This is a genomic window from Methyloversatilis sp. MC4-4, from assembly GCF_049843555.1.
Lineage (GTDB): Bacteria > Pseudomonadota > Gammaproteobacteria > Burkholderiales > Rhodocyclaceae > Methyloversatilis > Methyloversatilis discipulorum_B.
This window is the reverse complement of the sequence record NZ_JBBHZK010000001.1, coordinates 443,264-461,440: the sequence shown is the minus strand read 5'-3', so window position 1 is coordinate 461,440 and position 18,177 is coordinate 443,264. Positions and strand designations below refer to the sequence as shown.

Below are 18,177 nucleotides of genomic sequence, written 5' to 3'. Positions count from 1 at the left end.
ACTCTCCCGGTTCAGAAAAACAGTCGGTAATGCAGTGCGAACTCGGTGGTGCGCGCGAAGATGCCACCACCGCCCTTGTCCTGTCGCCAGGACAGCGAAAAATGATCGGTACCGAGCAGGCTACCGGCCACGCCCAGCGACACGTCGTACCCGGCGCCGGCGACGCTGTTGTTCGATACGCCGATCGAGCCGAACGGACGCAGCGCCTTCGTGTAATCGCGCAGCAGGCGGATGTTGTGCGTGAGCCGGAGCCCCTGCAGATTGAAGCTTTGCGGACGCAGCGCCGTGGCGTCGGCGTCGCTGCCGGCGAACAGGCGCTGCTTGATCTCGACCGCCCGCGCGTCGGCGAGATCGATGTCGGACGGGCTGAAGCGGTAGCCGGCGACATAGGCGCTGACCTCGAGATCGGGCAGTTCGGTGCGGATCGAATGCACCAGCTCGGCCTGCCACAGACGGCCGCTGCCGATGGACAGGCCGTTCTGCGCCCGGTAGCGATAGCCGCCCAACTGCACGCCGACGCGGTCGTAGCGCGACACGCGGTAGCTGGCGCGCAGGTCGATCTGGTCGCGCATGCCGGCCGCGCGCAGGCCGAGGTTCTCGGTCGCCGGCATGTCGATGCCGACGCCGGCCGACGCGCTGAGCCGGTTGTCGATGCGCTGCTCGCGCTCGATGGCGAACGGGTGGATGGTTTCGAAACCGTCGCGCTGACCGAACGTGATGCGGGTGGTGCCGTCGTCGTGCGCCCAGGCAAGCTTGCCGAGCAGATAGCTGCTCTCTCCCGGCACCGCGGAGAACTGCGTGTTGTCGCCACGGCTGCGCGAGATCGAGCCGAACTCCAGACTCATGCGCAGATCGGGCGCGATCGCCATGTCCAGCGTAGCGCCGGCCTGCCGCTCGTCGATGCCGCCCAGTTCGCGCTGCGCGATGTCGAGATCGAAACGGTGCGCGTAATCGAGCATCGCATCGGACAGTTGCAGATGCAGCGGCGCATCGTCGCGCTGGGCGTCCATCGTTTCGAAGGCGGCACTCTGCGCCCGACGCAGATCGCCAACCAGACGTGCGCTGTTCACGCGGTCGTAGCGCGGCAGCCGCTCGTCCCAGGTTTCGAGCAGCGCGCCGACCGCCGCGACGTCGCCCTGCCCGAGCGCGGCGGTGATGTCGGCCCACAACGGGCGGTTCAGCGCGCGTCCGTACTGGTGCCACAGGAAGCCGCGCACTGCGTCGTACTCGCCGCGGTCGATGAACCAGGACAGCGCCAGTTCACGCGCCGCCGGCAACCACTGGCCGTCCGGAGCGCGGTCCAGCCGCAGCACCTCGCGCAGCAGCGCATGCGATGCGTCACCCGGCTGCTGTGCCCGCGCCAGTCGCACCCGTGCCAGTCGCTGCAGCTGGCCGATGTCGCCAGCGGCGAGCTCGCCCAGTCGCGGTCGCTCCTGCGCCCACAGCGTCTGACGCAGGCGCCAGGCCCGGTCGACCTCCTGGTTCTGTTCCAGCGCGTCGGCGACATTCATCATCCACAGGAAGTCGCCACGCTTGCGGCCGAAGCGCGGCAGCATGTAGCGGTCGAGCGCCACCTGCGGTCGCGACAGCGCCTGCCAGGCCGCGGCCAGCGCGTCGTGCAGCGCTTCGTCCTGCGCCCACGCCTGTTCCTTGCGCAGCAGCAGATCGCGCAGCGCGCGCACCTCGTTGCCGTCGATCAGCAGCCACAGCAGCGCCGAACGCACGTCGGCCGAATCCGGCACCAGCGACAGTGCGGCGCTGAAGTCGGCGAAGGCGAGGTCGCGACGCCCGGCCGACTGGTGCCACTGCGCGCGCATCTGCAGGAACACCGGCACACGCTCGGCCTCGGCCAGCTGTGCGGCGCTCATGTCGCCGATGATGCGACCGACGTCCTGCGGCCGGCCGGCGAACACGTAGAGGTCGAGCGTGCGCATCAGCCAGGGTGTGTCGCCGTAACGGCGCCAGCCGCGCTCGGCCTCGCGCGCCGCCGCCAGCGGCGCGACGTCGGTCAGCAGTTCGATCAGGTCGGCCAGCTCGAAGGCATCGGCGTCGTCGAAGCGCGTCACGCGCTCCAGTGCGGCGCGCGCCCTGTCGTCGTCCTGCAGCAGCATGGCGAGTGAGGAATACAGCCGCCAGTAGTCGCGATCGGCGTCGGTCGCCACCGCCTTGGCCGATTCGAGCGCCTGCATCGCATCGTCGAAGCGGCTGCGCACGATGAGCAGCGCAGCGCGGCGAGACGCACGCGCGGGCTCCGGCGCGACGACAGTATCGAGGCGCGCCAGCGTGGCCAGGGCGAGGTCGACGTCGCCTGCACGTTCGGCCAGATCGGCCAGCGCCTTCAGCGCCTGCGGCGTGGGTGAGCTGGCGGTGATCTTCTGCAGGAAGGCGATGCCTTCGCGCGGCCGCCCCAGCCGTTCGTAGGCGGCGACGATCTCGCCCAGCAGACGCATGTCACCCGACGTGCGGCGCAGCCGGTGCTGCAGCGCAGGCAGCAGCGCCTCGTCGTCGAGCAGGCCCGGTGCCAGCCGCAGCACGGCGTCCCAGGCGTCTTCGCGGCCGGTACGCTGCGCCAGCACGAGCCACTGGTCCAGCGCCTCCTGCGGCTTGCCGGCCCATTCGGACACGGTGGCCAGACGCTCGCGCCACTTCATGTCGTCCGGCGCCTGACGCACCGCCGAGGCGGCCACGCGCTGCGCGTCGTCGAGCTGGCGATTGCCGATGAAGGCCTCGTAACCCAGCGTGTAGATCTTGTCGTCGAACGGCAGGTCGGGGCCCGCACCGCTGGCGACGCGCCACGGCTGCGCGTCGAAGCCGGCCTGCGCGAGCATTGCGCGGCGCAATTGCTGCTGCAGCGACAGCTTCAGCATCTGCTTCGCGTAACGGGCGGCCGCCTCCGGACGGTTGGCGGCGCGCGCCAGCGTGACCAGGTAGTAGAGCACTTCGGTGTCGCTCGCCAGTTCGCCGATCTCGCGCTCTGCAGTGTCGAGCGCGAGATCGAGCAGATTGCCGGACTGCAGCGTGCGCAGCGCCTGCAGGAAGAGCTGGCGACGGACCGCTGCGTCGGGCTCGCGGCTGCGCTGCAGCAACAGCATGCGCGCCGCGCCCTCGTACTCGCCCTGCCCCAGCAGTTCCGCCGCCGCCTGCCCGTACAGGCGCGGATCGACCGCGCTGCCGTCGCGCTGGAAGGTGGCGATCAGGTCCAGCGCCAGCAGCGCCTGTCCGCGCGACAGCGCGCGCTGCACCAGCGACATCCGGTTGATCTCGTTGAGGCCGTCGATCGCCACCGCATCGCGCAGGCGCTGCGGCAGCTGCGCCTCAAGCTCGACGTGGCGCGACGACCACGGCGCCGTCGACAGCAGCTCGCTCTCGTAAAGCGTCCAGTCCACCCAGCGCGCTTCGGTCAGCGTGTCGCGATCGATGTCGCTCGCCAGCAGCGGTGCCAGATCGGCACGCGCCTGTTCGTAGTCGCGCCGCGCCAGCGACTGCCGCACCAGCGCCAACCGCAGTTCCGGGTTCCGCGGATCGGTGCGCAGCAGGTTGCGAAGATAGACGACGGTGAGCGTGTCGCCGCGCGTGGCGTTGATCGTGTATTGCACCAGCGCCTGATAGGGATAGAGCAGCACCAGCAGCACGCCGACCAGCGCACCGATGCCCAGCAGCACGTGCGGTGCGACCAGGCGCGGTCGCTCAAGCGAGGCGGCAGCGTAGCTCGATCGTCGCAGCATGGGCGCTCAGTCGGTAGTGGGTCAGCGCGCCGTCGCGGCGCTGCGCGGCGAGTGCGCGGCCGTCGGCGGATACGCTGCAGCGCTCTGCGTTCGCCAGCGCAAATTCCAGCGGCACGTGGGCACGCAGTTCGAAGCGGTAAAGCTCGCCGTCGCGCGTCGCCGACAGCACGCGAGCGTTGGCGTCGGCCAGCATCGGCAGGCGCGGATCGACCGCGGCAAGACGCAACTCCGCCTCGTCCGCGGTGAGGTGCACGTAACGTCCCTCGCCGCCGTCGCGGAAGCCGGCCACGCCCGGCGACGCCGGCAGGTCGGGCACGCCCAGTTCGCGCGGCAGGCGCAGCGTGCGTAGGTGGTGCGCGTTGCGTACCCGGTAACGCTCGCCGTCCAGCGTGCGCGCCAGCACCACATCATTGAAGTTCATCGCGATGCGCACGTATTCGCTCGGATAGACCGGATGCACCGGCTGCGAGAGCGCGTGCCGGTACACCTTGTGCAGCGCCTCCAGCGCCGCCTGCTTGCTCGCCGAATAGGTGTGGTAGTAGATGTTGATCGGTTTGAGCCGACGCGGCTCGTCGGTGAAATCGAAGGTTTCGGTGACGCGCTCGAAACCGTAGAACGGGCCGGTCCACAGATTGGTGTAGACGTTCTCGTTCATGATCGGCGCATGAACGTGGAAGTGCCGCCCCTGCCAGGTGCCAAGTGCCGACACCGCGGCGAGGCTGGGATAGAGGCGGCTCGCCACCGTATAGCCGCCATTCATCTGCACCATGCCCAGGCGCTCGACCATGTCCAGCGCGGCCTCGGTCGGCGCGGCGTCACCGGTCCACAGCATCAGGCCGACCGGCTTGCCCGGCGGTGCGAGGCGGCTGCGGATGTAGTCGACCGAGCCGGCGATTTCGCGCTCCAGCGACGGCACGTAGCCGTCGGGCGCGAGCGAGTAACCCTGCAAGGCCTGCTTCACTTCGCCGCGCTCGACACTGTCCCAGTAGAACGGATGGGTGTAGCTGTGCGACGCGATCTCGACGTGCGGCAGCGCGAACATGCGGCGCGCAACCGACTCCATTTCGACCGAGTCCTTCGCGTACGGCCCCTGTGCGCTGGTTTCGATCTCGATCACCGACATCGCGTGCGGCACGACGTAGCGCTTCAGTACGTCATCGAGCAGCACCTCGGCGGCCAGCCGGCGCCCCTTCATTTCCGCGCGCGACGCGAAGCCGTCACCGTCGATGTGGGCGAAGAACATGCGACGACCGCTGAGCGTGGTGGTGTCGGGTACCGGCAGCGGCGGCAGCGCGAGCGCATCGCGGATGAAGGCGAAGGGTTCGACGATCCAGCGCGTCTGCGCCTCCTCCAGCGGCAGCACGCGGATGGCGAAGGGATGCAGCGCAAAGCCGCCCCAGGGCATCTGCGCCACCGCGTCGTAGCGCTTGCCGTCGGCGTCCGACACGGTCAGCAGCGTCCGTGCCGCATCGACATCGACGCGTATCCGTTCCAGTCGTCCGCGCTCCGGAATCGGCGGTGATTCGAAACCGACCGACGGATCGGCCGACGCGATGTCGAGCCGGCCGCGCGCCAGCGCGACCGATGCCAGGCCGGCCTCGCGCAGGAAATCGCCTGCCGGCTCGAAACCGAAGGAGCCGAAGACCGCCAGACGGGTGCCTTCGGCGATGCGCGCCGCCATCCAGCGTGCCAGCACGGTCGCGCGCGCAGGCGGGACATAACCGTCGAACCAGCTCACGACCCCCGCGTACTCCGCGGCCGGCACGGTGTCCGGCAGCGGCTCGTTCACATCGACGTAGTCCGCGGCGTAACCGAGGTGATTGACCGGCATCTCGGCGTAGCGGTGTGCGCTCGACACGTTGACGCGCGCCGCCTCGCGGCTGTTGTACAGGAACAGGATCTTGCGCGGCAGCACCTCGACCAGGCCGACGCCGAGGTGACGCAGATCGCCGTCGGTCACGTAGGGCACGATGCCGTGCGCGTGGATGCGTCGCGCCGTATCGCGCGCCAGTTCGCGCGCCGCCGGGGCCACGTAGTCGATGGCGATCGCCGTCACGCCGTACTTGTCGCGCGCCGCGAGCAGTTGTCCGAGCAGCCAGTCGCGGTCGGCCTGCCCGACCTCGACATAGCGCTTCTTCTTCGCGTCCCAGCCGCGGTACAGCGACTCGGCGGCGACCGCATAGACCTCGCCGCGCAGGTCGGGCAGCAGTTCGAAACCGCGGTTGAAGATGAGGCGGATGCCGGGAAAGCGGCTGCGCAACTGCCGCACCACAGCCACCATGCCCTGCTGCTGGGCAAGGATGTCGACACCATTGACCAGATGGTAGGAATCCAGCGTGTCGAGAAAGAAGCCGCGATAGCCACGCGCCCACAGCGGGGCGATCACCTGTTCGGCGAAGAAGGCCGGCCACGCACTCTGGGCCTGGTCGATCACGAGGGATTTCCAGGCCGGATTGCGACCGATGCGCCAGGCTTCCGGAATACGTGCCGCGTAAGGGCGGGTCGGATGCACCTCGCCCACGCTCACGTAGGCGAACAGTTCGGAGCGCCCCTGCCCGCGGTAGGCGACCGGGTCGAAACCATGGTCGGGTTCGACCACCGCGATGTCGAAGGCCTTCATCGCCGTCAGCGGGGCATCGGCACCATAGTGCAGTGCAACCGACGGCAGCTCGCCCGCCTGTGCGCTGGCCGCCACGGCGAACAACGCGAGCGCGACGAAGCACAGCAGACGGGTGTAACGAGACAGGTCAGGACGGTGCAGCGAACGAAAGATCGAAAGCATCAGGTCACGGGCGCCGACAGGGTTTCCGGTGAACGGCGCATTGTGGGGGAACCTTTAGCTTGCAGGCCCGGGTTGGGCAAAATTTGCGCTGCACAACGCTCTCGCGCCGTCGACGGCGCGATCAGGCGAGCGGGATCCAGTCCGGCGACGGCAGCGCGTGGAAGGCTTCGCGCAGGCTTTCACCCCAGCGCGTGCGGATCATTTCGAAATAGGCGTTCTCGGCGTCGATGCGCGTGTGCGAACACACCCTCAGCGCGCCGGTACGCAGCACCAGCAGGTCCAGCGGCAGGCCGACCGACAGGTTGGAGCGGATGGTTGAATCCATCGAGATCAACGCGCACTTGGCCGCCTCGTCCAGCGTGGTTTCGGGGCGGATGACGCGGTCGATGATGGGCTTGCCGTACTTCGCCTCGCCGATCTGGAAGTAAGGCGTGTCGCGCGTCGCCTCGATGAAGTTCCCGGCAGCGTAGATCTGGAACAGCCGCGGCTCCTCGCCCAGTATCTGGCCACCGAGGATGAGGCTGGCGTTGAATTCGATGCCGAATTCCTTCAGCGCCTCGGCGTCACGCGCGTGCACTTCGCGCAGACAGTCGCCGACGTGGCGCGCCGCCTCGAACATGTTCGTCACCGTGTACAGGTTGGGCCCGTCGGTGGCGAGACGCTCGCGCAGCAGGCTCACCAGGGTCTGCGTCAGCGCGAGGTTGCCGGCGCTCATCAGCACCAGCACGCGCTCGCCCGGGCGCTCGAACAGATTCATCTTGCGGAAGGTGTTGATGTGATCGACACCGGCATTGGTGCGCGAATCGGACAGGCATACGAGCCCGGCGTCGAGCAGCATGCCCACGCAGTAGGTCATGGCGGATTTCCGTCAGGGAAAAGTTGAATGTTAGACGGACAGCGCGCGCGCTGCCCGGTGCGGCGGTGCGTCAGTGGGTGTGGATGGACACCCGGGTCAGCGTGCGCGTGACCGCCTCGCCACCGGCCATGCGCACCGGGCAGGCATCGAGATGGTCGCGCCCGACCGCCAGCCTGCAGTAGCCGTGGCCGGCCAGCGCGCGTTCGAGCACATCGACGCTGACCCAGCCGGCTTCGCCGCCGGGCGCCGGCCCGCTGGCCAGCCAGACATCGACCCACGCATGTGGTGCCGCCCACTCGCCGGCGGCGTCGATCAGATAGCCGCTCACGTAGCGTGCCGGCAACCCGGCCGCGCGGCAGCAGGCGATGAAGGCGTGCGCGATGTCGGCGCTGCAGCCAAAGCCGGCGTCCAGCGCGGTCGAGGCGCCACCCGGCGGCAGGCAGTCCGGCTGATGACGCACCGCGCCGCACACCGCACCGCTGAGGTCCAGCAGTTCGCCCACCGTGTCGCGCCGCGCCCGCAGATGGCTGGCGGCCATCGCGTGCGCCTGTTCGTCGGCCTCGGTCAGCCGTGTGCCGGCCAGATAGGACAGCGGCGACAGCGTGCCGCTGTCGCGCGGCATCCAGGCGTCGGCGTCGGTCAGCCGCACGGTGCCGCTGACGACGATGGACAGTTCGCTGTGCGGTCGGTCCAGCGTCAGCAGGTGACCGATGTTGCCGTGCGCATCGACCGAGCGGCGCGCGCTGCCCGGCGCCTGCACGCGCCAGTTCAGCGGGCGCTGGGTCGAGTCCTCGCGCGGTGTGAGCCGCAACTGCTGGATGCTGTAGCTGACCGGGCTGGCGTACTGCAGCGTGGTTTCGTGACGGATATCGAGCAGCATGGCGATCTCCTTCAACTGGATGACATCGGAACCAGGAAATCGTTTGAAATGCGGTTGCCGAGGTCGTTCACGCGCACGATGAACTGCGTCAGGTACTCGTGCAGCCCGCGCGCGAACACGTCCTCGATGCGGCCGAACTTCAGGCTGGCCTGCAGTTCGCCCGCCCGACGCTGGGTTTCCTTCGAGCGATAGTTCGACACCGCCAGCAGGTTTTCGTACACCTCGACCATGCTGGTACGCAGCGAGCGCGGCATCTGGTCGTTCAGAATGAGCAGTTCGGTCACCTTCACCGGCGTGATCAGGTCGCGGTATACCTTGCGATACACCTCGAAGGCCGACACCGAACGCAGCAGCGCGCTCCACTGGTAGTAGTCGGCAGCCGCGTCGGGCGGCGCCTTGCCGTCGACCAGCATGTGGTACTTCACGTCGATGAAGCGCGCGGTCGCGTCGGCCCGTTCGAGGAAGGTGCCGAGGCGGATGAAGTGAAAGGCTTCGTCGCGCAGCATGGTGCCCAGCGTGACGCCGCGCGACAGATGCGAGCGGAACTTCACCCACTCGAAGAATTCGCCGATCTCGCTGCCCGACAGTTTCCAGCGCGGGTAGTCGCGCATCTTGAGCCAGGTGTCGTTGGTGGTTTCCCACATTTCCGACGTAATGGTGCCGCGCACCGCGTGCGCATTCTCGCGCGCCATGCGCAGGCAGCTCATGATGGACGACGGATTGCTGCCGTCGAACACCATGAATTCGAGCACCGATTCCATCGTCGCCGCCGGGTACTTGGCGCGGAAGGCGTCCTCCAGGCCGGTGATCGACAGCGTCGCGCCCCAGCCGGCGTCGATGCCGCCATCGGCCTGCGGTACCATGGACATGCGGTAATTCACGTCCAGCATGCGGGCAACATTCTCGGCGCGCTCGATGTAGCGCGCCATCCAGTACAGGTGGTCTGCGGTTCGGCTCAGCATGTTCAGATCTCCAGGACCCAGGTGTCCTTGGTGCCGCCGCCCTGCGACGAATTCACCACCAGGGAGCCCTCTCGCAGCGCCACGCGGGTGAGTCCGCCCGGCACCATGTTGATGTCCTTGCCGGACAGCACGAAGGGACGCAGGTCGATATGGCGCGGCGCGATGCCGGCGTCGACGAAGGTCGGGCAGGCCGACAGCGACAGCGTGGGCTGCGCGATGTAGCGCTCCGGTGTCTCGGTCAGCAGCTGGCGGAAGCGCTCGATCTCCTCCTTCGATGCGCGCGGCCCGATCAGCATGCCGTAGCCGCCGGCACCGTGCGTTTCCTTGACCACCAGTTCGTCGAGGTGGGCCAGCACGTAGGACAGGTCCTCCTTCTTGCGACACATATAGGTCGGCACGTTGTTCAGCAGCGGCTCTTCGTCCAGATAGAAACGGATCATGTCCGGCACATACGGATAGATGGACTTGTCGTCCGCCACCCCGGTGCCGATCGCGTTCGCCAGCGTCACGTGGCCGGCGCGATAGACCTGCAGCAGACCCGGCACACCCAGCATGGAATCGGCGCGGAAGGCCAGCGGGTCGAGGAAGTCGTCGTCGATGCGCCGGTAGATCACATCGACGCGCTGCGGCCCCTGGGTGGTGCGCATGTACAGGTGCTCGTCGCGCACGAACAGATCCTGACCCTCGACCAGTTCGACGCCCATCTGCTGGGCGAGGAAGGCGTGTTCGAAGTAGGCCGAGTTGTAGGCGCCGGGCGTCAGCACGATGACGGTCGGATCGAGCACGCCGGCCGGTGCGACCGCACGCAGATTGCTCAGCAGCATGTCCGGGTAGTGCTCGACCGGCGCCACGCGGTAGCGCGAGAACAGTTCCGGGAACAGTCGCATCATCATGCGCCGGTCTTCCAGCATGTAGGACACGCCGGACGGCACGCGCAGATTGTCTTCCAGCACGTAGAACTCGCCGGCCCCGGCGCGCACGACATCGACGCCGGCAATGTGCGCGTAGATGCCGCCCGGCACGTCCACGCCCTGCATCTCCGGCCGGTACTGGCTGTTCGAGAGCACCTGCTCGGCCGGAATCTTGCCGGCCTTGATGATTTCCTGGTCGTGGTAGACGTCGTGCAGGAACATGTTCAGCGCCTTCACGCGCTGGCGCAGGCCTGCGGCCAGCTGCTTCCATTCCTGGGCGGGGATGATGCGCGGCACGACGTCGAACGGAATCAGGCGCTCCTTGCCCTCCTCCTCGCCATAGACCGCGAAGGTGATGCCGACCCGGTGGAACACCAGATCCGCTTCGGCACGCTTTTGCGCGATGCGCTCCGGCGGTGTTTCCGCCAGCCACTTCTGGTAGCCGGCGTAGTGAGCGCGCACCGTGCCGTCGGCGCCGTTCATTTCGTCATAGATCGAGGACGGGTTGGCCATGATCGGGTTGTCTCGTGTGATTGTTTGGCGCGTACCGGCATTCAGCGAAAAATGTGCCATGCCGGAAAACGGCGCCAGGACTGGAAACCTTCCGCTTCGAAGGGTTTTACGCACCAAGCGGGTGCGGAGCCCGGATTCATGTGGTGCAAGGGTCTGAAACGAAAACGCCCCGCACTGGGCGGGGCGTTTTTTTCAGACCGGTGAAGCGGCGATCAGATGCGTTCGATGATGCCGGCAATGCCCTGGCCACCGCCGATGCACATCGTGATCAGGCCATAGCGGCCACCGGTGCGCTGCAGTTCGTACAGGCACTTGACGGTCAGGATGGCGCCGGTGGCACCGACCGGGTGACCCAGACCGACGGCGCCGCCGTTCGGGTTCACCTTGGCCGGGTCCAGACCCAGTTCGCGCGTGCAGCACATGGCCTGCACGGCGAAGGCTTCGTTCGATTCGATCACGTCCAGATCGGAGGCCTTCAGACCGGCGCGCTGCAGCGCCAGCTTGACGGCCGGGATCGGGCCGGTGCCCATGATGGTGGGATCGACGCCGGCAACGGCGTAGGACACCAGACGGGCCAGCGGCTTGGCGCCGGCACGGGCGGCCGCACCGGCTTCCATCATGACGATGGCGGCCGCGCCGTCGTTGATGCCCGAGGCATTGCCGGCGGTGACCGAACCGTCCTTCTTGAACACCGGGCGCAGCTTGGCCATGCCTTCGATCGACGCGTCGCGGCGGAAGTGCTCGTCGGTGTCGATGACGGTGGTGCCCTTCTTGGTCACCACTTCCAGCGGCGCGATCTGCGACTTGAAGTGGCCGGCGTCGGTCGCGGCCGCGGCCTTCTGGTGCGAGGCGACGGCAAAGGCGTCCTGCTCCTCGCGGTTGAAGCCGAACTGGCTGGCAATGTTTTCCGCGGTGATGCCCATGTGCACCGTGTCGAACGGATCGGTCAGCGCGCCGACCATCATGTCGATCATCTTGGTGTCGTTCATGCGGGCGCCCCAGCGGGCCGCCGGCATCAGGTAGCCGCCACGGCTCATCGTTTCGACGCCCCCACCGACTGCGCAGTCGGCATCGCCGAGCTGGATCGCGTTGGCGGCCGACACGACGGCCTGGAAGCCGGAGCCGCACAGGCGGTTCACGCCCATGGCGCACGATTCCTTCGACATGCCGCCGTTGATCGCCACGACGCGCGACACGTACATGTCACGTGCTTCGGTGTGGATCACGTTGCCCAGCACCAGGTGCTGCGCTTCCTTCGCATCGACGCCGGCGCGCGCGAAGGCGGCCTTGACCACGTGCGCGCCCAGATCGCAGGCCGTGAAGTCCTTCAGCGAGCCGCCGTATGCGCCGATCGGCGTACGTGCAGCACCTACGATCACCACTTCTCTCTTGTCAGCCATCAGTACCACCTCCGTTGAAATCAGCTACCGACATAGCCAGCCAGCGTGAGCAGGCCGAGCAAAAGAAGACAAAATATAAGTGTGCGCCAAACAAGGCCGATCGCGCTTTGCATGAGATCAACATCGGCGTCGTCGCCCATGCCCAGTTCGGGCCGGTCCGCGACTTCGCCGAGTTCGAACAGCGGTGCGCCGAGCTTCACGCCGAGCGCCCCGCCGCCGCTGGCGAGCAGAATGCCCGCCGCCTGCTCAGGCCATTTTGCGGCCTGTGTGCGCCAGCAATGCACTGCGTCCTCGAAGTCGCCAACGATGGCGAAGGTCGCGGCAGTCATGCGCACAGGGATGAAATCCAGCCATTCGTACATGTTCCGCGCGAAGCGGCCGAAGGCACCGAATTCGATGTTTTCGCGCCGAGCCCACGACCACGACAGGCGTTCGGTCAGGCGATAGAGCAAGGGGCCGGTCGGCCCCGGCAGCAGCGCGAACAGCGCCAGTGGTGCGAACACATGGCGATGCGCCGCCAGCAGGCCCTGCTCGATCGCCAGGCGGGCGATCTCCTCCTGCTTCATCCGGTCGGTGTTGCGCGACAGCCAGTTGCCCAGTTCGCGCCGCGCGGTGTCGGTGTCACCGGCACGCAGTGCGTCGGCGGTGGCCTCGAAATGGTGGCTGAACTGGCGGAAGCCCATGGTCACGTAGAGCACGATGACATTGAGCACCCAGCCGAGCACCGGGTTGATCCAGACGAGGAAAAGATAGAGGAACCAGACGGCCGTCACCGGCAGGCCGACGGCCAGCGACCACGCGACCACGCCATGACGCGCCTCGCCAGCGTTCAGGCGCTGTTCGAACCAGGCCGCATAGCGGGCAAGAGGGCCTGCGACGACGCGCTCATAGGAGAGCGGTTTGTACTGCTCGATCAGCAGTGCGACGAAAAGAGACAGCCAGGTCATGTGATGCGTTATCGCCTTACGAGCACCCGGACGATATCACAGTGAAGCTTGCGGGAGCCTTGCAAGCCGTCATCCCGTCGAAACCGGCAGGTCCGGTCAGCCGGGTGACCGTCACCCCACCCGGCAGCTTCAGTCCTTCAGCAGGTGCTCGGCGAAGCTGACGATCATGCCGGCGGTGGCGCCCCAGATGTCGTAGCCCTGCCAGGGCATGGCCCAGAACTCGCGGGTGATGCCCTGGTGTTCGATGCTGCCGCGCCGCCGGTTGGCCGGATTGAGCAGGAAGGACAGCGGCGTCTCGAAAGCCTCGGCCACCTCGAAGGCATCCAGCCGCAGTTGCAGCGGCCCGCGCAGCAGACCGACCACCGGGGTGACGCGAAAGCCGCTGGCAGTGATGTAGTAATCCGGCAGGCGGCCGATCAGTTCGACCTGCTCCGGCGACAGGCCGATTTCCTCCTGCGCTTCGCGCAGTGCGGTCGCCTCGGGCGACGTGTCGCCGGCATCGACGCGACCGCCGGGGAAGGCGATCTGGCCCGGGTGATCGTGCAGATGGGCGCTGCGCCGGGTCAGCAGCAGCGTCGGTTCGTCCCCGCCGACCACCACTGGCACCAGTACAGCCGCCGGCGTGAAACCGGCGAAGCGCACATCCGGCTGCGCCGCCGGCAGAGACAGTCGGGTACGCAGGCGATCGATGTCGAAGCCTGCAGCGGGCGCGGTAAAGTCCATCAGAAGCGCTGCCTCAGGGTCATGACCTGTCCGTTGCGCTGCATGTCCATGCGGTTCAGGAAACTCATGCCGAGCAGCACCTGCGGCATTTCGGCGTCCATCACGGCCGCTTCGACATTGGCCTGGGTCACGCTGCCAAGCTTCACGCTGGCCAGCCGGACGCGCCAGGCGCGGACCACGCCATTGGCGGTCTGCACCCGCATCGCTTCGGCGCGGGACAGATCGACGCCGGCACGGCGCGCCTGATTGCGGTCCATCGCGATCACGGTAGCGCCGGTATCGAGCAGGAATTTCATCGGCACGCCATTGATCGACCCGTCGGCGGAGAAGTGTCCCTGCTGATCCGCGTTCAGGTGGATGACCGAGGCCGACGTTTCGGCACTGCGCTGCGACGCCACGTTCTCGCCGATGCGCAGCTGCACGCGCCGGCCGTCGATGTCGACCCAGGCACGGTCGCCCTCGACCGACAGCAGCTTCACCCCCTCCGGCGAACGGGCACCCGGTGCCAGCGTGCGCGGCGCCCCGCCGTCGATCACCAGAACCGCCTTGCCGCCGAACACACCGGCCAGCGAAACGTCGGCCGCATGCGCAGCGCTTGCGCCAGCAAGGACGGCGAGCGCGAGCGTGGCTAGAATGCGGCGAGGAGGTGTTTCGATGAAACCCATTGCAGTGTTCCGTCACAGTCCGACCGAAGGACCCGGTCATTTTGCTACATATATCAACGGCCTGGGCCGTGAAATCCGCCTGTTCGCGATGGATTGCGGCGATCCGGTGCCGACCGATCCGTCGGCCTTCGCCGGCCTCTGCTTCATGGGCGGGCCGATGAGCGTGAACGATCCGCTGCCGTGGATTCCGCCGGTGCTCGAACTGATCCGCAAGGCGGTCGCCGCCGACATTCCGGTGATCGGCCACTGCTTGGGCGGCCAGCTCATGTCGAAGGCGCTTGGCGGCACCGTCGGCACCAATCGCTGCAAGGAGATCGGCTGGCTGGACGTCCATGCCACCGACCCGGCAGCGGCCGAATGGTTCGGCGACCGGGCACGCTTTCCGTCCTTCCACTGGCACGGTGAAACCTTCACCGTGCCGACCGGCGCCACCCGTGTGCTGGCCTCCGCCGGCTGCGACAACCAGGCCTGGGCCATGGGCAAGCATCTGGCAATGCAGTGCCACATCGAAATGACCGAGGATCTGGTGAAGTCGTGGTGTACCGGCGGCGCCGACGAGATCGCCGAGGCAGCCGCCCAGCCGACAGTGCAGCAGCCGGCGGACATCCAGCGCGACCTGGAAGCGCGCATCGCGGCGCTGCACGCGGTGGCGGAAACCGCCTACGCGAAGTGGGTCAAAGGTCTGAAGGACTGAACCGGGGAAACAGGCCGTTATCGCAGGGCGCGGCAGCGGCAGCGCCTGAATCGGCGCTCAGTCGCGGAAATTGCCGAACTGCAGCGGAATGTCGGTGACCTGCTTGCGCAGCAGCGCGATGGCCTCCTGCAGCACGTCGCGCTTGGCGCCGGTGACGCGCACTTCCTCGCCCTGGATGCTGCCCTGCACCTTGAGCTTGCTGTCCTTCAGGATGCGCACGATCTTCTTGGCGGATTCGCTCTCGATACCCACCTTGAGCTTCAGTTCCTGCTTCATCTTGTTGCCGCTGATCTTCTGCGCGTCGCCGCGCTCGACCGAGCGCACGTCGATGCCGCGCTTGGCGAACTTGCCCAGCAGCACGTCATAGACCTGGTCGAGCTTGAAGTCGTCGTCGGCGAACAGCGTGAGCAGCTTGTCGCCCTGCTCCACGCGCGCGTCCGAACCCTTGAAGTCGAAGCGGTTGGTGATTTCCTTGTTCGCCTGGTCGACCGCGTTGCGCAGTTCGACCATGTCGATTTCGGAACTGATGTCGAAGGAGGGCATGCTGAAAACCTCGTGTGCTGCGTGCGGGCGCCAAGCGGCGCCCGGTGATGCGGATCAGCCGAAATGGCAGACGTAGTGGTAGGGCTCGCCACTCACTTCGATGTCGAAGGACGAGTTGCCCGGCACGTTGTAGGACTCACCCGCACCGTAGGTCTTCCACTCGGTCTCCCCCTTCAGGCGCACGCGGCAGCTGCCCGCCACGCCTTCCATGATTTCCGGCGCGCCGGTATTGAAGGTGAGCGTGGCCGGCAGGATGACGCCGACCGACTTCTTGGTGCCGTCGGCGAACTGGATGCTGTGGCTGACGCACTTGCCGTCGAAGTACACATTGGCTTTCTTGACGACGCTGATGTTGTCGAACTGGGACATGTTCTTTTCCTGTTGTGATTACTTGCCGCGCTTGATGGCCGCGTTGGCGGCGATACGCATGCGCAGCGCGTTGAGCTTGATGAAACCGGCGGCGTCCTTCTGGTCGTAGGCACCCGCATCGTCCTCGAAGGTGGCGATGGTCGGGTCGAACAGCGAGTCGGTCTTCGAATCGCGGGCGACGACGATGACGTTGCCCTTGTACAGCTTGAGCCGCACCCAGCCATTGACCGTCTGCTGCGTGTGGTCGATCAGCGCCTGCAGCGCGCGGCGCTCCGGACTCCACCAGTAGCCGGTGTAGATGATGCTGGCGTAGCGCGGCATCAGGTCGTCCTTCAGGTGGGCGACTTCGCGGTCCAGCGTGATCGACTCGATGGCGCGGTGCGCGCGCAGCAGGATGGTGCCGCCCGGGGTTTCGTAGCAGCCGCGCGATTTCATGCCGACATAGCGGTTCTCGACCAGGTCGAGGCGGCCGATGCCATGCTTGCCACCGATCGTGTTCAGCGTGGCCAGCAGTTCGTGCGCCGGCATGTGGGTGCCGTTGATGCTCACCAGATCGCCGCGCTCGAATTCGAGGTCGAGGTATTCGGCGGCGTCCGGCGCCGCTTCCGGCGACACCGTCCAGCGCCACATCGATTCCTCGGCTTCGGCCGACGGATCTTCGAGGTGACGACCTTCGTAGCTGATGTGCAGCAGGTTGGCGTCCATCGAGTAGGGCGAGCCACCCTGCTTGTGCTTCATCTCGATCGGGATGCCGTGCTTCTCGGCATAGGCCAGCAGCTTTTCGCGCGACAGCAGATCCCACTCACGCCACGGCGCGATCACCTTCACGTTCGGCATCAGCGCATAGGCGCCCAGTTCGAAGCGGACCTGGTCGTTGCCCTTGCCGGTGGCGCCGTGCGAAATGGCGTTGGCGCCGGTTTCTCGCGCGATGTCGATCAGGCGCTTGGCGATCAGCGGACGCGCGATCGAGGTGCCGAGCAGGTATTCGCCTTCATAGATCGTGTTGGCGCGGAACATCGGGAACACGAAATCGCGGACGAATTCCTCGCGCAGATCGTCGATGTAGATGTTCTCCGGCTTGATGCCCAGCTTGATCGCCTTGGCACGCGCCGGTTCGAGTTCCTCACCCTGGCCGAGGTCGGCGGTGAAGGTGACGATTTCGCACTGATACACATCCTGCAGCCACTTCAGGATGACCGAGGTGTCCAGGCCGCCCGAATAGGCGAGGACCACTTTCTTGATGTCGCTCATCGTTGCTCGTCTTTCAATAAGAGTCGTCGGTTCAGCTGCCGGACACGCGTCCGAGCAGCAGGAATTCCATCAGCGCCTTCTGCGCGTGCAGGCGGTTTTCGGCTTCGTCCCACACCACCGAGTGCGGGCCGTCGATCACCTCCGCGCTCACCTCCTCGCCGCGATGCGCCGGCAGGCAGTGCATGAACAGCGAGTCGGCCTTGGCCACCTTCATCATCTCGGCATCGACCTGCCAGTCGGCGAAAGCGGCACAACGTGCCTCGTTCTCCGCTTCCCAGCCCATCGAGGTCCACACGTCGGTGGTGACCAGATCGGCACCGCGCGCGGCGTCCATCGGATCGGCGAAGCACTCGTGGTGGCTGCCCGCCACGCCTGCGCGCTCGGCCTCGACTTCGTAGCCCGGGGGGGTCGAAATGTTCAGCTTGAAATCGAAGATTTCGGCCGCCTGCATCCAGGTGTGGCACATGTTGTTCGAATCGCCGATCCACGCCACGGTGCGGCCGGAGATGTCGCCGCGGTGCTCGATCCAGGTGTAGATGTCGGCCAGCACCTGGCAGGGGTGGTATTCGTTGGTCAGGCCATTGATCACCGGCACGCGAGAGTTCGCCGCGAAGCGCTCGATGATGGTCTGTTCGAAGGTGCGGATCATGACCACGTCACACATGCGCGAAATGACCTGGGCCGCGTCCTCGACCGGCTCGCCGCGGCCGAGCTGGGAGTCGCGCGTGTTCAGGTAGATCGCGCTGCCGCCCATCTGGTGCATGCCGGCTTCGAAGGACAGGCGCGTGCGCGTGCTCTGCTTCTCGAAGATCATGACCAGCGTGCGGTCCTGCAGCGGCCAGTACTGTTCGTAGCGCTTGAACTTGTCCTTGATCCAGCGGGTGCGCGCGAACACGTAGTCGAGCTCTTCGCGCGTCAGATCCTTCAGTTGCAGAAAGTGTCTGGGTTCAGTCATT

15 protein-coding genes are annotated in these 18,177 nt (G+C 66.8%); 1 reads left to right on the top strand and 14 read right to left on the bottom strand.

From position 1 onward, the window contains the following. Positions 1-11 precede the first annotated feature (11 nt). From WDZ97_RS02175 to WDZ97_RS02130, 10 genes are all read right to left on the bottom strand, one after another. Positions 12-3,725 (bottom strand): tetratricopeptide repeat protein, encoded by a 3,714-nt coding sequence (locus WDZ97_RS02175; protein WP_425761657.1) that lies wholly within the window; start codon positions 3,723-3,725, stop codon positions 12-14. Beyond that, positions 3,688-6,507 (bottom strand): bifunctional glycoside hydrolase 114/ polysaccharide deacetylase family protein, encoded by a 2,820-nt coding sequence (locus WDZ97_RS02170; RefSeq protein ID WP_425761656.1) that lies wholly within the window; start codon positions 6,505-6,507, stop codon positions 3,688-3,690. The genes WDZ97_RS02175 and WDZ97_RS02170 overlap by 38 nt, the downstream gene beginning before the upstream one ends. A 121-nt stretch (positions 6,508-6,628) precedes the next feature. Continuing rightward, entirely contained in the window at positions 6,629-7,363 is a 735-nt protein-coding gene (locus WDZ97_RS02165; protein ID WP_425761655.1) for a peptidase, read from the bottom strand. A 70-nt stretch (positions 7,364-7,433) separates the two neighbouring features. After that, complete coding sequence (locus tag WDZ97_RS02160) at positions 7,434-8,243, bottom strand: transglutaminase family protein (protein WP_304002695.1); 810 nt, start codon at positions 8,241-8,243, stop codon at positions 7,434-7,436. Between the two features lie 11 nt (positions 8,244-8,254). Beyond that, complete coding sequence (locus WDZ97_RS02155; protein WP_020165207.1) at positions 8,255-9,205, bottom strand: alpha-E domain-containing protein; 951 nt, start codon at positions 9,203-9,205, stop codon at positions 8,255-8,257. Positions 9,206-9,207: 2 nt separating this feature from the next. Beyond that, positions 9,208-10,629 carry a circularly permuted type 2 ATP-grasp protein gene (locus tag WDZ97_RS02150; protein WP_425761654.1) on the bottom strand — a complete coding sequence of 474 codons (1,422 nt, stop codon included), beginning with the start codon at positions 10,627-10,629 and terminating at the stop codon, positions 9,208-9,210. Between the two features lie 212 nt (positions 10,630-10,841). Next, on the bottom strand, positions 10,842-12,029 hold the full coding sequence (gene bktB / locus WDZ97_RS02145) for a beta-ketothiolase BktB (RefSeq protein WP_425761653.1): 1,188 nt from the start codon (positions 12,027-12,029) through the stop codon (positions 10,842-10,844). Between the two features lie 20 nt (positions 12,030-12,049). Then, a complete protein-coding gene (locus tag WDZ97_RS02140) occupies positions 12,050-12,976 on the bottom strand; it encodes a CobD/CbiB family protein (RefSeq protein WP_425761652.1) in 927 nt (308 codons plus the stop codon). Positions 12,977-13,105: 129 nt separating this feature from the next. Further along, positions 13,106-13,699: a CoA pyrophosphatase gene (locus WDZ97_RS02135; RefSeq protein ID WP_425761651.1), complete on the bottom strand. Its 594-nt coding sequence runs from the start codon at positions 13,697-13,699 to the stop codon at positions 13,106-13,108. Next, a complete protein-coding gene (locus tag WDZ97_RS02130; protein ID WP_425761650.1) occupies positions 13,699-14,364 on the bottom strand; it encodes a retropepsin-like aspartic protease family protein in 666 nt (221 codons plus the stop codon). The genes WDZ97_RS02135 and WDZ97_RS02130 overlap by 1 nt, the downstream gene beginning before the upstream one ends. Here WDZ97_RS02130 and WDZ97_RS02125 point away from each other — a divergent pair. Further along, a complete protein-coding gene (locus tag WDZ97_RS02125; protein ID WP_425761649.1) occupies positions 14,354-15,058 on the top strand; it encodes a type 1 glutamine amidotransferase in 705 nt (234 codons plus the stop codon). The two genes, WDZ97_RS02130 and WDZ97_RS02125, sit on opposite strands and share 11 nt — an antisense overlap. A 57-nt stretch (positions 15,059-15,115) precedes the next feature. Here the strand turns inward: WDZ97_RS02125 and WDZ97_RS02120 are convergent, their stop codons facing one another. From WDZ97_RS02120 to argF, 4 genes are read right to left on the bottom strand one after another with little or no spacing between them, the layout of a single operon-like run. Continuing rightward, positions 15,116-15,601 (bottom strand): YajQ family cyclic di-GMP-binding protein, encoded by a 486-nt coding sequence (locus WDZ97_RS02120; RefSeq protein WP_304002675.1) that lies wholly within the window; start codon positions 15,599-15,601, stop codon positions 15,116-15,118. A 54-nt stretch (positions 15,602-15,655) separates the two neighbouring features. After that, entirely contained in the window at positions 15,656-15,970 is a 315-nt protein-coding gene (locus WDZ97_RS02115) for a pyrimidine/purine nucleoside phosphorylase (RefSeq protein ID WP_008062806.1), read from the bottom strand. Positions 15,971-15,988: 18 nt separating this feature from the next. After that, complete coding sequence (locus tag WDZ97_RS02110) at positions 15,989-17,221, bottom strand: argininosuccinate synthase (RefSeq protein ID WP_425761648.1); 1,233 nt, start codon at positions 17,219-17,221, stop codon at positions 15,989-15,991. Between the two features lie 31 nt (positions 17,222-17,252). Next, a complete protein-coding gene (gene argF, locus WDZ97_RS02105) occupies positions 17,253-18,176 on the bottom strand; it encodes an ornithine carbamoyltransferase (RefSeq protein WP_425761647.1) in 924 nt (307 codons plus the stop codon). Between the last annotated feature and the right edge of the window lies 1 nt (position 18,177).